Below are 13,383 nucleotides of genomic sequence, written 5' to 3'. Positions count from 1 at the left end.
CGCATACTTTCAAACTATTTTCTATTTATATGGCTCACACACAAGGCGGCCCATCAGCTTTACAACGTTTGGTCAATTTACTGCATACTGAACGGAAGACGATTAATTATATTTTTATTTACGCGATCGTTATAGGTATTTTTAGTTTAACCATTCCCATTGGGATAACAGCAATTTTTAACTTTTTGAGCAATGGTGCCATGTATAGCTCCACCTATATTTTAATTGCTTTTGTTCTATTGGGGGTTATCGTTGCAGGATCTCTCTTGATCGGGCAATTAGCACTCGTTGAATATCTAGAACAGAAAATCTTTCTAAAATCAGCAATGGAATTTGCTTATCGCCTTCCGAGGATAAAACCCAAAGAGTTAATTGGGAAAAACCTTGTGGAACTGGTGAACCGTTTTTTTGATGTGATCATTATTCAAAAGGGTATTATTAAGCTTTTGATAGATATCATTGCTGCGGTTGTAACCATATTCTTTAGTGTGGTACTCTTATCTTTTTATCATCCGGCATTTTTAGCCTTTGGACTTGTGGTTATAATCGCTGTGGCTATCATACTTGTTTTGTATTATAAACGCGGACTGAAAACTAGTATTGATGAATCTGAACATAAGTATGCAACTGTTGCTTATCTGGAACAGGTTGCCGAGGATATCGACCACTACCGAGGAAATGATGCTAAAATGAATGAAGTTACTCAAGTTACGGATGCTATTGTAAGCAGATATCTGAATTCCAGGAATCAGCATTTTAAAGTGCTAAAACGCTTCTTTGTTGGGTCAGTCCTGCTACGGACCGCATTGTTTGGAATAATGCTTTTGCTGGGATCTTATTTTGTTGTTGAGCGACAAATAACTTTTGGTCAGTTTGTCGCTGCCGAAGTGGTAATTGTCCAAATTGGTTATGCCATAGAAAAACTAATGACAAATTTAAATACCATTTTTGATATGTTGACGGGTGTTGTCAAGTTAGGTACGGTAACAGATCTAGCGTTAGAGGAGGGCGCAGCTTATTATGTTGACTAAGGAGGAACAACCTATCAAAACAACTGTCAGTTGGAGAGATCTTTCCCATCATTCAGTTCAGGCTCTTTTAAAAGATAAGGGATCACTTGTATTGGGTCGTATCCTGGTCCTATCAGGGCTGGTTTTTGCTTTTGCCTTATTTCTGCCCTGGAGACAGACAATACCGGGGAAAGGTACCGTCACTGCTTTACGGCCACAAGATAGACCTCAAACAATACAAAATCAAATTGGAGGCCGCATAGAGCATTGGGCGGTTAGTGAAGGACAAGAGGTCAAAAAAGGAGATACAATTTTAGTTTTATCCGAGACATCACAATCTTACTTTGATCCTAATTTACCTTTACGATTAGAGGAGCAATTGTTTGCAAAGCGAAGTGGAGAATCTGCAGCACAGCAAAAAATGAATGCAACAGAAGAACAAATTAAGGCCTTAAATGAAGGGCTGACTTATCAGTTGGAGTCCGCACAAAATAAGGTCATACAAGCTCAAAATTTTGTAAAAAGTGATAGTGCTGAGGTTATTGCAATAATGAGTTTTTTTGAAACAAGCGAAAAAAGACTAAAACGTTACGAAGAAGGTTATCAAGATGGGCTGTTTTCCCTTACAGATATCGAGACCAGGCGCCTAAATTTACAGAATGATCGGGCTAAGGTAGTCAGTGCTGAAAATAAGTTGTTAAACTCAAGACAGGCATTATCCAATGCACGTATCGAACTCAATAATATTCGGGCAAAATATAATGAATCGTTGGCTAAGGCACAATCCGATTTAAGTTCAGCGTTTTCCTCCAAGGCTTCTGTACAGGGCGATATTGCTAAATTAAGAAATGAGATTTCCAATATCGATATAAGACGTGGTCTTTATATCGTCCGGGCTCCGCAGGATGGCTATATTGTAAAAACCTTTAAGGCAGGAATTGGCGAAAATATGAAAGAGGGAGAATCTGTAGCAACACTCCAGCCCAAAACGCCACTACTTGCTGTAGAACTTTATGTAAATGCAATGGATGTACCTCTTATATTGCTGGAGAGTGACGTTAGAATACAATTTGACGGTTGGCCATCCATCCAATTTTCAGGTTGGCCTTCAGTAGCGGTAGGTACTTTCGCCGGAAAAGTTTCGGTCATTGATAAAGTGAGTAGCACGAATGGCCAATTTCGAATCTTGATCCGTTCCACAGATCCTGTTCCGAAGGATGACGAGCCCTGGCCAGCTCAGCTCAATCTGGGGTCCGGCGCCTATGGTCGAATCATTTTAAATAAAGTCCCCTTATGGTATGAGATCTGGAGACAATTAAATGGATTTCCACCAAGTTTGGAACGTGAACCGAAAGAAGACAAGAAAAAGTGATTGTAATTATATGAATAAATTGAATTTTATCATTATCGCCTTGTGTGTTGTTTTTTTTCATAAGCTATCCGCACAAGAGAAGGAAGATCGCTTAAAAATAGATTTTACGACGGATGATCTGGAAGAGCTCTTAATGGCCAATCATCCCATTGTTAAGCAAATAAACCTATTGACTGAAACGGCTAAAGCCCAGGTTGTGCAAGCCGCAGGAAAATTTGATCCAACTATTTATTCAAATTTTAAGAATAAAAATTTTGGTAATACCAGTTATTATAATCAGTGGAACAATGAATTAAAAATCCCATTATGGCTGGCCGGTGCTGACCTAAAAATTGCTTATGATAGAAATGTTGGAAGCTACAGCAATCCTCAATCAAGGACGAACAATGACGGATTATCTGCTGTAGGTATCACTATTCCACTGGGACAAGGGTTCATAATTGACAGTAGAAGAAACACCCTGCGGCAAGCGAAGGCCATGTTAAGTTATGTCGAGGCAGAAAAGATTAAACAGATAAATACAATTTGGTATCAAGCATTGTCAGATTATTGGAATTGGTATTTTGCCTATAAGCAATATGAACTTTTGTTGGAAGGCGTAAAATTAGCCGATAAGAGATTTAAGGCGATCAGTGAACAGACAGCATTGGGGGATAAACCACGTATTGATTCAGTCGAAGCAGCGGTTGTCGTGCAAGAGAGGAGAATAGAACTGTCAAAGTATGAAGTCGAACTTCAGAATGCAAAAATTGTGTTGTCAAATCATTTATGGAATGCACAGCAACTTCCTGTGGAGCTTCCTGAGCATGCAGTGCCTTATAAAGCGGATAGTACGGCAATTTTGCCGGATAGTAAGGTGATTTTGGAGCTTCTTGACTCCGCAAAAGTTGCACATCCCGAATTAGTAAAACTCGCTAGCAAAAGCCAGCAATTAGTTTTTGAGGAACGTTATCGAAAGGAAATGCTCAAGCCAAAGTTAAACATTTCAGGTACACTTATTTCAAGTCGTAATGGTTTCAATAATTTTATCCCTCCAGAGTATGATTTTAAATGGCATAACTATAAATTGGGGTTCGAATTTGCATTTCCGCTATTTATTCGTAGTGAGCGTGGAAAATTAAGAGAAGTAAGAATTAAACAAGATCATCTGCAGTTTGAAAGACGTATTGAAGAGCGAAATATTTACAATGACATCGTGAGAAAATATAACGATTTAAGTGCGTATAGCAAGCAAATTGAACTTCAATCGGTAAATGTGAGCAATCAGGAACTATTGCTCAAAGGTGAGTTGAATAAGTTTAGACTTGGGGAATCGACATTATTTGTTGTCAACAGCAGAGAAAATAAGCTGATAGAAATGAAGATAAAGCAGGAGAAACTTTTTACCGATTATCGGAAAGCGTTAGCAGAACTGTACTATAAAGCCGGAACTAAATTTTAATCCCATTTTAATTTCCCAGTTATTTTTAATCTCATTTTAATAAGTCTCTTGAAATTCTAATGAAAAGCTAATTCTAGCTTCATTCTGTTGCCATGTGCGGCCATTAACTTTGTTAAAAAATAATTGGGTATGGCAAAAGCGACACGAATATTGATTCCAAGTGATTTTACAATTGATTCACTTTTTTTTGTAATCCATAGTATTGAGCAGTCGAAGGCTGAGCAGCTTGACATTATTTTAGTTTATGGAAATAAAAGTAGCACCTCAATCAGCGAATTACTAGGAATTACACTCGCGGATCAACTCAACGACCTTCAGTCAGAGGATTTTTTGAAAGCTTGCCAAATGATCTGCCACCGATACGAAAACCGTAAACTGAATATCTATGCAGATATTATCGGTACTGATAATCCCAATTATTTACATCATTATCTGAGTGGAGCTCGTATTGACGAGGTCAAGATTCCAACAGATTATCAATTTGAAAAAAGAACAAGACATTTTTTTGATGTTGGACAGGCTTTGTTGGACCTCAACGAAAGTAAACGTAGGCATGTAGCCATTGTTGAAAAACCGGCAACGCACAAAACAGGAGGAAATGTCTTAGCGGATTTATTTTTTAACAAACAATGGGATGTTAACTATTAAAAGAAAAATACTGGCAAGATTCAACTTTGTCTTTTTGGCATTGTTGCTTTTTGGGGCATCAGCGATGGTCATGCTTTATGAAAACCCCGAACGACTTTTAGAAGGAGAGTGGGAAGAACAGGGCTGGTACTTTGAAAAGGTGGAGAAATCGCCAACCTTCAAAAAACAGGCGATTATCCATGAAGGGATCAAAGATGCCGCCATCGCGCATTTGCCGCCATTACAGGATGGCCTATGGCATTTTGAAAAAATGGGCCAAAAGAATTTTGTGGCCCACCACAAGGATAAGCAGTATAACTGGTTTTTGAAAGGAAGGGGACATATCCTTGAGCTACGAAAAAATAACGAACTCGTGGAAAGTTTTGTCATACAGAAACTGAACAAAAATCAGCTGGTCCTGCATCTCAATCTGGATATGCAGACCAAGGGAATAGCACGTATCGTGCTGAACAAAGGAGGAAAGGAAAAATATGCTAAGAAAATATAGCAATCATAGGACAATTCAAGATAATATAAAACTGGGAGGACTAACGGCATTTTCTGCCGGTATGGTCAACGTCGCTTCAGTTATTGTATTTTTTTCCTTTACATCGAATGTAACAGGATATTATGCCGTTTTTGCACAGGAGATTGCGAAAGGGAATTGGTATCAAGGAGCTGTCGTTTTGTTTTGGATACTGTTGTTTCTCATTGGAAGCATGTTTTCCAATCTGATTATCATCCATGGTAAGGGAAAGTTTAGCGCATACCTGACCCATTCGATACCCTTGGTGCTGGAGATATTAAGTATTTTGTTTGTCGGGATATATCTCGATGTTTTCTACGAAGATTCACTTAAGGAAACCGAAATATTGGTTGGAGCCTTATTATTTGCGATGGGTCTGCAAAATGGACTTACTGCAAGTATATCCAATTCTGTTGTGAAAACAACACATTTGACCGGATTGACGACGGATCTAGCGATACTAATATCCATGTTCACCAAAGAAGCCAATAGAAACAATAAAGATTTGGTGGATAAGTTTCATCTGTTACTGACCATTGTCACAAGTTATGTAATGGGAGGACTACTCAGTGGAATCTCTTTTAATTACTTGTCTAATAAAACATTTTATGTGGTTTGTTTTGTTTTGCTTATCATAGGTTTATATGATCATTATAAACTATATCTGCTCAAAAAACAATTTGTAAAACGTCATCGCGAGGAGTTGGTTGCCTAAATCTCTTGCCGATAATAATACAAGCCCCATCATACAGCAGCGTATGGTGGGGCTTATTTATATCATTTTATCCAGGTTGTAGGGGAAGTCCTCGTTCATCAGCTGTCTATAGTTGAGACAAAATTGCTGAAATTTAATGCGGGCTTCATTATGCTGATTTAAAGCAAACATCGCTTTCATTTCGGAAAATAATGCTTGTTCATTTAGTGGATCCAATAAGAATATCGTATGCACAATCTCAATGCTTTTTTTATGCAGATGTGCAATGTCAGTTTTATGAAGTTCCGCCAGTAAAATGGGTAATAAATTTTGTTCAACCTCGGTCTTCAATGTATCAAACACTGGCAGATCCAACCCCTGTAAGAATTTTCCCCTTTGAATGATCTGAATTAATCTACTTTCATAAGCAGCCGAAGGGTTTGCCAGCAACTGGATGTAATCTACATAATCACAATAAAATTCAGCGCTATGTTCGATAAGGAATCTTCCCTGCTTGTAGACGAGCTCAATCCCAGCAAACTCACTCAGCACTTTTCGTAAATGATTGATCGTGACTCCTCTTGAGTTCTTTACCTTATCTTCTGATTTGTCGGGCCACATGATCTGACTGAAATATGGTGAACTAATACCAGCACTGTTAGACAGGATAAGACAAAATGCCTGTTTCAGCTTTGTACTGAACAAATGGGAGATATCACGTTTGTTGCGGTCAAAAGCACGGAACTCACCAAACAGGAAAATTGCATTTGCCCGTACAAACTCGTCTTTTTGTATGATTTCTGTATCTGCTATCGGCGGAACCTGAAGGACTCTTTTTTCAGTTACCCTTGCTATTTTTCGCTTTTGCTTACCTCGCTGCCAAAAGAAATAGAGGCCAACTCCGCAAATCGTAGATAACAACAATAGTAAGAATACCTTGCGGTTGGATCTAGACAGTGGAACGGCATTTAATTCGTTAGAGGTTATCGGCATCATATTCAAGGAATAGACTTTTAGCGTTGACTGTATATCATCTTTTGATTCTTGGACCAAAACGAGAAGTCTACCTAATTGTTGGTCATAATAAAGTTGAGCATGTGTACTTATTTTATCTGAATAGATCGGAACAGAGTCTCCTAGGATATCAAAACTTCCATCTTTGACAGAAAAGCGATACAATTGGATATTGGACTTCGTTAAATATTCCGGATAACATAAGGCGTAAAAGTGGCTGCTATCGGGGAACACCAAACCACGGGCAGGTACGATATGCTTATCCTTCCAAAGAACATCCCATTTTTTTGTAATTTCCTTGGTGTCCAAATTTATCTGATAGAAATCATAGAGGTATTTTCGGCCTACAATATGCTCCCCGGATTCATTTCCCATACCTCCAAAGATATAAGCGATTCGATTATTGCTCCCTTGGCCAGCCGAAAGAAAATAGCGTGGGAAAATTTTATCGCCTGTCCATCCCTCAACAGTTTGCCATTTGCTAGAATCTAAATCATATCGGTTAAACTGCCCACTATAGGCCATGTTTCCATAGCCACCGAAAATATAGAATTGTCGCTGTTGTGCATCATAAAAAGAGCCGTGATGATTTAATTCTTTCTTCATCAGGGCGTCACTTTCGACCTTCCATTCGAAAGTTTCCAGATCAAGGCTGGCTACCGTAGGGCCTTGATAAGGCTGGGTATAGAAAAGTTCATAGACATACAGTTTATTTGTCGTAGCGTCTATAAAATTGTTTGCTAAAACCAATTTTACGGGACATGGTTTCTGAAAGGCCCGTTTTTTTGTCTGATTGGTCTTTATGTTGTATATGGTTATAGAATCCTGATTGAAATAATAAATCTCTTTGGTCCGTTGATTGTAGTTGGAACCAGCTTGTGAAAAGGAACCGCTTGCAAAGAGATTTTTCCATTTGTAAGAATCCACAATGAGCCAGGTTGGGTTTGTAGTGGAGCCATAAGCAATCCCATTTTCATCATGTACGACAGTGCCTGTGCTTTCTTTTAATGGGAATAGATAGGTTTCAGCTTTATTCCCAATCTGCACATTTTTGATAGACATGGCCGGAACATCGATCAGATAGTCACTTTTTCCAAAAATCACTTGAGGACTATACTGAGATGGCAATTTCACTTTTGGTGATTGAAAAATCTGATTTTGTATCTGAAGCTTAAATAATTGCTTATGTAGGTCGAAAGTCAACTGAATAGTGATCCATTCCTCCTTGAATAATTGTTGCTGATTTATTTTTGCGATGATTAGACTGCTTTTACCTTCTTCGTTCAGACGGAAAATACAATTACCGGCCTCCTCATCGTAAAATAAATTGTAAACCGTGTTATTGTCTTTATTCTTAACACGGAAAATATTGCCCAAAGAATTTGATGAATAAATGGATAGTTGAAATTTTAGCGTAAACTCCTGTTCAAACGAAATTGCCCTTTTGTCAAATAACTCGTAGGAGCTGCGTTTGTCTATAGGCTCATGTCCACCTCTAAATTTGAGACCCTGGGATTGGGAAAGTCGAGGAATTAAAAGCAAAAAAATAATATATAATATACAGGGTCGCATAGCGCAATCAAAAAACTTAAACCAATAGTTATCGACAAAGACCTATTTACAATAATTTGTCAGCTGCCGGCTTTTTATGAAATATAGTAACGGTTAGTATATCCCTTATCAATATCTTACAGGACTTAAAAGTATGCAAAAAAATGCGCTCAATAAAATAAAAGCTGTGTTACAATTGCTGTTTGTATTGGCCTCCCAAATGAGGGGAGGTGAGGAAATAAAATAGAGGGTTATCGTTTTATTTTTGCATTTTAACCCAATTTTAACCCAAAAATTAATCAACCGACTTTACCTTGCGTTAGAATTCCTCCCGATATTTTCGGTAGAAATTCGAACTAATTATAAATCGGAATCTTACTTATGAAAGTCTTTAAAAAGCTGCAATTTATTTTTGTTGCTTCCGTATCCATGCTGATGGTGCGGCAAGTTCAAGCTGAAACTCAAATTTCTTTTTCCGTTGACAATATCAAAAGCGATCAGGCTCGGCAGGATCAAAACCTAGTACGTGCAATGGCGCTCTTGGACCGGTCAATGGAAGTTTATTTCTCTGCAGACGGAAAGTCTATGCATCGTTTCTACAATCCCGATACGGAGGTGCGCTCGGAGGAAAAGGCAAGTGTGTGGATGTACTCTGCTTCGATAGAGGCTGTCAATGCAATCTTACATGGACTTAAAGCTCAAAAGGAAAGAGGAAATCATAACCTATTTGACAAACATTACAAGCGTTACGCGGATTTATTGGTCCAGCTTCACGAAAATGCCGCTTATTATTTAGGAACATTTAATCTTATTTCTTTTACACAGAGCAAAGACTGGACGGTTTATGCTGTGGATCGTGCAAAGGCAAAGGGTGCAGCAAATGTAACTGGGGTATTAAATGTCTATGATGATCAAATGTGGCTAATTCGGGAACTGATTGAAGCCTATCACCTGACAGGAAAAGAGCGCTATTTAAAGGAGGCAGAATACCTAACCACCTATGTATTGGATGGGTGGGACTGCACACTAGATGATAAGGGCAATGAAAATGGTGGAATTCCCTGGGGACCGGGCTACGTGACCAAACATGCCTGTAGCAATGCGCCCATGATCAGTCCATTGGTGTGGCTACATGAAATCTATAAGAAAAAGAACGATCAGATCACATACAACTATATTGATGCCGGAGATAAGCAGTCGCGTCGTTCTAAAATGCTGCGAAAAGCTGATTTTTATTTGGATTTTGCTAAAAGGATTTATGCTTGGCAAAAAGATCATTTATTGAACAGTAAAGGTGTTTACGATGATATGATGGGGGACTGTTATCCCGATTGCAGTATTGTCTATGAAATCGTCAATGGTATAAAGTATCGCAAAAATACCCAATTAAGGAAAGCCGTTGGAACCTCATTTTCCTATAACAGTGGAACCATGATTTCTGGCGCCGCTGATCTGTACCGGGCGACCCGATCTAAGGTCTATTTGGAGGATGGAAAGAAGCTGAGCGATGCCAGTTTTCAATACTTTGCCAAACTAGGTTCACAGGTACCAGCGCATTATACCTATGCTTCCGATGGGTTCAACAATTGGTTTAACGGCGTATTACTAAGGGGATTTTTTCAGATTTCTCCTGTCTTCGACAAAGCTGGACATTATATGGACTCATTCCAGCAGAATTTGGACTATGGATATGCCCATTTTTTACGTTCCGGTTTATTGCCGCCAGATCTTCTTGGTGGATGGCATATAGACAAAGACAAAAATAACCTGGAGGGAATGTTCATGTTCACTTATGCGGCACAGTATGCAATGTTGTCCCAATACCAGATCGAAAAATAGCAAGATGAAGTAAAAGGATCGACGTATACAATTGTGATACCAAAAAAAATACCAATAAAACCAGGCTTGCGAGCCTAAAAAATACATCAGATAGCTTAATCACTATTTAAAACCAAATTATAAATATGAAAAAGGATTTAGGGAAATCAAGGCGGCGACTTAGCACACTGCTTGTGCTGATGGCGCTGGGTATTCCGTCCATGAGTTGGGCGCAGCAGAAAAATGTCAGCGGAAAAGTACTTGATAGTAACAATAAGCCTATCGCTGGGGTAACGGTTTCTGTCCAGAATGCGGGTACACGTGTGGAAACCACTACCAGTGCAGATGGTAGTTATACGATCGTAGTTCCAGAAGGAAAGAAGCTTTTATTTAAATCGCTAGGTTTTAGTGCGAAGGAAGAGATTACAGATGGGAAAACCACGATTAATGTAATCCTGGAAAACGATGATACGCAATTGGAGACCGTTGTTGTCGTCGGTTACGGTACGCAGCGGAAGCAGTCGCTGACGGGCGCTATTGCATCCGTGAAGGGGACGGAGATGAGGCAGACGAAGAATGAAAACCCACAAAATATGTTGGCGGGACGTATCCCTGGTGTTCGCGTATGGCAGAAAAGCGCCGAACCGGGAGCATATAGTGCCAATTTCGATATCCGTGGTCTCGGAGCTCCGTTAGTTGTGATCGATGGGGTACCACGTACAAGCGAAGATTTTCAGCGCCTGAACCCGAGCGATATTGAAGAGGTTTCGGTCCTAAAAGATGCATCCGCGGCTATTTATGGCGTGCGGTCTGCAAATGGTGTCGTGTTGGTCACAACAAAAAAGGGAAAAGAAGGGAAAACCACAGTCAGCTATAATGGCTCCTATACTTTTCAAAAGCCTTCTGGCATGCCTGTATTGGCCGATGCGATCAGTGCAATGACGATCTACAATGAGAAATCCATGAACAACATCAATGGTGGAAGTCCAGTGTATACCGAAAAAGACTTTGAAGATTTTAGAAATGGAACAAGACGCTCGTCGGATTGGACTTCATTGATCTTTTCAAAATATGCACCACAGACACAACATGACATTAGTTTTTCGGGTGGAAGCAATAAAGTGCAGTACTATATTGGTGGTGGTTATTCCTATCAACAAGGCTTCTTTAAATCGGGTGATCTCAACTACAATAAATACAATTTGCGTTCGAATATCTCAGCAGAACTGGCCAAGGGATTGAAATTGGATTTGAACATCAGTGGCATGGCCGATCAGCAAAATAGTCCCTACACAAGTTCGGTTGACATTATTCGAAACTATTGGAAACAGGGGATGTTGTTTGCCGCGTATGCAGATCCCGAAAATACCTTGTTAAATTATGAAGGTCTAGATTTGGAGCAAAATACCGTGGCGATGATGGATGCGGATATTTCTGGTTATCGCAAATTCAAAAAGAAAACCTTTCAGTCCTCAGCTGCATTGAATTATGACCTGAGTTATTTATCTCCGATTCTTCAAGGGTTTTCCGCAAAGGCATTGATTGGTTATGATTATCGTGCAGATAACAATTCCATGTTCAGAAAGGAATATTATCAATATGCCTTGAATAAAACGACCAATAAATATGATCAGAAACTCTATAACTTGAGTAGCCCAAATCAAATGAAACGGGAGTTTTTTGATAAACAACAGGTCTTAGGTCAATTGATATTAAATTACGATCGTACGTTTGGCGATCAGCATAAAGTATCGGGACTTGTGGGATGGGAATCACAAAAGAACGATGGCGATAACTTCTATGGCCTGAAAAATCTTGCTTTTGGTTCCGACCAATTGCTCGCAGGTGTAGAAGATGGCCAAATGACCTCCATGTATGGTGGTATCAGTGATTATTATAACGAAGCGAAGTCGGCCCTATTCGGGCGGGTTAATTATGATTTTGCGGGTAGATATATTGCCGAATTCCAATTTAGATATGACGGCTCCTCCCGTTTTGCCAAAGGGCATCAATGGGGATTTTTCCCCTCGGCTTCTTTGGGATGGCGGATATCCGAGGAACCATTTTTCAAATCTATTGAGGCGCTCTCCTTTGTCAATCAACTAAAATTTCGAGGTAGCTATGGTGTGCTAGGGGATGACTTATCCTCTTCTTGGGATTTTGGTTGGGTACCCGGCTATGTTTATCCTGCGACGAGCGGAAATGCTGAAAATGGCTACAATAATCAATATGCACCAGGATATATTTTTGGTGATAAATATATCACCGGCGTAAGTCGGAAAGCTATCGCCAATGAATCAATTACTTGGTATAAAGCGAAAACATTCAATGTTGGTTTAGATTTCGAGGGATGGAATGGGCTGTTTGGTTTTACATTGGACTATTTTGAACGCACACGATCGGGGCTATTTCAGCGTCGCACGAGTGAATTTCCAACTGTGATCGGTGCAACGGCTCCCATGGAAAATGCCAATAGCGATCGCCATATGGGATTAGAATTGGAACTGAAACACCGCAATAAAATCAACGATTTCTCATACAATGTTCGAGCAATAGCGACTGTGACCAGAAATAAATACCTGACCGCCGTCCAAAATGGCCCCTATAAAAACTCATATGACCGTTGGCGCAATGACAACTTCAACAATAGATATCAAGGGATTCAATTTGGTTATGAATCGGCTGGAAGATTTGAGAATTGGGAAGATATTTGGACTTACCCGATTTATAAGGAACGTGATGTATTACCTGGAGACTATAAATACCTGGACTGGAATGGAGATGGCGAAATTAACGGTCAGGATGAACATCCTTTTGCATTCGACCAGACTCCGTGGCTTAACTATAGCATGAATCTCGAAACCGCTTACAAGAATTTCGATATGAATATATTGTTTCAGGGATCGGCGTTGGGTTCGATGGAATATAAAGAACCACTTTATGCGATCTGGGGATCCAATGGTGGTGGAACGTTAGAGCAGTATCTTGATCGCTGGCATCCTGTGAATCCTTCCGCTGATCCCTACGATCCGGCGACAGAATGGGTGAAAGGCTACTATGGTTTTACAGGTAGATACCCGAAATCAAATTCTGAATTCAATCGGGTGAGTACATCCTATTTACGCTTAAAAAGTATAGAAATGGGCTATACCTTTTCAAATTTAAAACCTTCGTCATCCATGCGTCTCCGAGTTTATGCCAATGCCTATAATTTATTCACGATTACAGGTGTACGATTTGTAGACCCTGAGCATCCTGATGATAACCTAGGTCGTATGTATCCATTGAACAAGACTTATTCACTGGGTTTATCACTTACTTTTTAGCATT

9 protein-coding genes are annotated in these 13,383 nt (G+C 39.6%); 8 read left to right on the top strand and 1 reads right to left on the bottom strand.

Annotation, left to right across the window (positions count from 1 at the left end; all coding sequences use genetic code 11):
• Positions 1-29 precede the first annotated feature (29 nt).
• The 6 genes from ABFX33_RS05285 to ABFX33_RS05260 all read left to right on the top strand — a co-directional run bounded on the left by ABFX33_RS05285 (position 30) and on the right by ABFX33_RS05260 (position 5,691).
• Positions 30-1,031 (top strand): ATP-binding cassette domain-containing protein, encoded by a 1,002-nt coding sequence (locus ABFX33_RS05285; RefSeq protein ID WP_346084663.1) that lies wholly within the window; start codon positions 30-32, stop codon positions 1,029-1,031.
• Positions 1,021-2,382 (top strand): HlyD family secretion protein, encoded by a 1,362-nt coding sequence (locus ABFX33_RS05280; protein WP_346084662.1) that lies wholly within the window; start codon positions 1,021-1,023, stop codon positions 2,380-2,382. The genes ABFX33_RS05285 and ABFX33_RS05280 overlap by 11 nt, the downstream gene beginning before the upstream one ends.
• Positions 2,383-2,392: 10 nt before the next feature.
• Positions 2,393-3,823 carry a TolC family protein gene (locus ABFX33_RS05275; RefSeq protein ID WP_346084660.1) on the top strand — a complete coding sequence of 477 codons (1,431 nt, stop codon included), beginning with the start codon at positions 2,393-2,395 and terminating at the stop codon, positions 3,821-3,823.
• Between the two features lie 129 nt (positions 3,824-3,952).
• The gene (locus ABFX33_RS05270; protein ID WP_346084659.1) at positions 3,953-4,471 is read left to right on the top strand and encodes a hypothetical protein; all 519 of its coding nucleotides are present in this window, start codon (positions 3,953-3,955) and stop codon (positions 4,469-4,471) included.
• Entirely contained in the window at positions 4,458-4,958 is a 501-nt protein-coding gene (locus ABFX33_RS05265) for a hypothetical protein (protein WP_120258524.1), read from the top strand. The genes ABFX33_RS05270 and ABFX33_RS05265 overlap by 14 nt, the downstream gene beginning before the upstream one ends.
• Positions 4,942-5,691 (top strand): YoaK family protein, encoded by a 750-nt coding sequence (locus ABFX33_RS05260; RefSeq protein WP_346084657.1) that lies wholly within the window; start codon positions 4,942-4,944, stop codon positions 5,689-5,691. Before ABFX33_RS05265 ends, ABFX33_RS05260 begins: the two co-directional genes overlap by 17 nt.
• 57 nt (positions 5,692-5,748) lie before the next feature.
• On the opposite strand, the gene ABFX33_RS05255 is transcribed toward ABFX33_RS05260, so the two are convergent.
• The gene (locus tag ABFX33_RS05255; protein WP_346084656.1) at positions 5,749-8,226 is read right to left on the bottom strand and encodes an FBX42 beta-propeller domain-containing protein; all 2,478 of its coding nucleotides are present in this window, start codon (positions 8,224-8,226) and stop codon (positions 5,749-5,751) included.
• A 390-nt stretch (positions 8,227-8,616) separates the two neighbouring features.
• Between ABFX33_RS05255 and ABFX33_RS05250 the strand changes: the two genes are divergently transcribed.
• Both ABFX33_RS05250 and ABFX33_RS05245 read left to right on the top strand, forming a co-directional pair.
• Positions 8,617-10,074 carry a glycoside hydrolase family 76 protein gene (locus ABFX33_RS05250; RefSeq protein ID WP_346084655.1) on the top strand — a complete coding sequence of 486 codons (1,458 nt, stop codon included), beginning with the start codon at positions 8,617-8,619 and terminating at the stop codon, positions 10,072-10,074.
• A 125-nt stretch (positions 10,075-10,199) separates the two neighbouring features.
• Complete coding sequence (locus ABFX33_RS05245; protein WP_346084653.1) at positions 10,200-13,379, top strand: SusC/RagA family TonB-linked outer membrane protein; 3,180 nt, start codon at positions 10,200-10,202, stop codon at positions 13,377-13,379.
• Positions 13,380-13,383: the final 4 nt, after the last annotated feature.

The sequence above is a fragment of the Sphingobacterium ginsenosidimutans genome (assembly GCF_039536865.1).
Classification (GTDB): domain Bacteria; phylum Bacteroidota; class Bacteroidia; order Sphingobacteriales; family Sphingobacteriaceae; genus Sphingobacterium; species Sphingobacterium detergens.
The sequence above is the reverse complement of the archived record's forward strand: the minus strand, read 5'-3'. Positions and strand labels throughout refer to the sequence as shown.

Excerpts from the sequence above, each read along its gene's own strand:
- ABFX33_RS05285 (WP_346084663.1), top strand. The coding sequence starts at position 30 with ATGGCTCACACACAAGGCGGCCCATCAGCTTTACAACGTTTGGTCAAT.
- ABFX33_RS05280 (WP_346084662.1), top strand. The coding sequence starts at position 1,021 with ATGTTGACTAAGGAGGAACAACCTATCAAAACAACTGTCAGTTGGAGA.
- ABFX33_RS05275 (WP_346084660.1), top strand. The coding sequence starts at position 2,393 with ATGAATAAATTGAATTTTATCATTATCGCCTTGTGTGTTGTTTTTTTT.
- ABFX33_RS05270 (WP_346084659.1), top strand. The coding sequence starts at position 3,953 with ATGGCAAAAGCGACACGAATATTGATTCCAAGTGATTTTACAATTGAT.
- ABFX33_RS05265 (WP_120258524.1), top strand. The coding sequence starts at position 4,458 with ATGTTAACTATTAAAAGAAAAATACTGGCAAGATTCAACTTTGTCTTT.
- ABFX33_RS05260 (WP_346084657.1), top strand. The coding sequence starts at position 4,942 with ATGCTAAGAAAATATAGCAATCATAGGACAATTCAAGATAATATAAAA.
- ABFX33_RS05250 (WP_346084655.1), top strand. The coding sequence starts at position 8,617 with ATGAAAGTCTTTAAAAAGCTGCAATTTATTTTTGTTGCTTCCGTATCC.
- ABFX33_RS05245 (WP_346084653.1), top strand. The coding sequence starts at position 10,200 with ATGAAAAAGGATTTAGGGAAATCAAGGCGGCGACTTAGCACACTGCTT.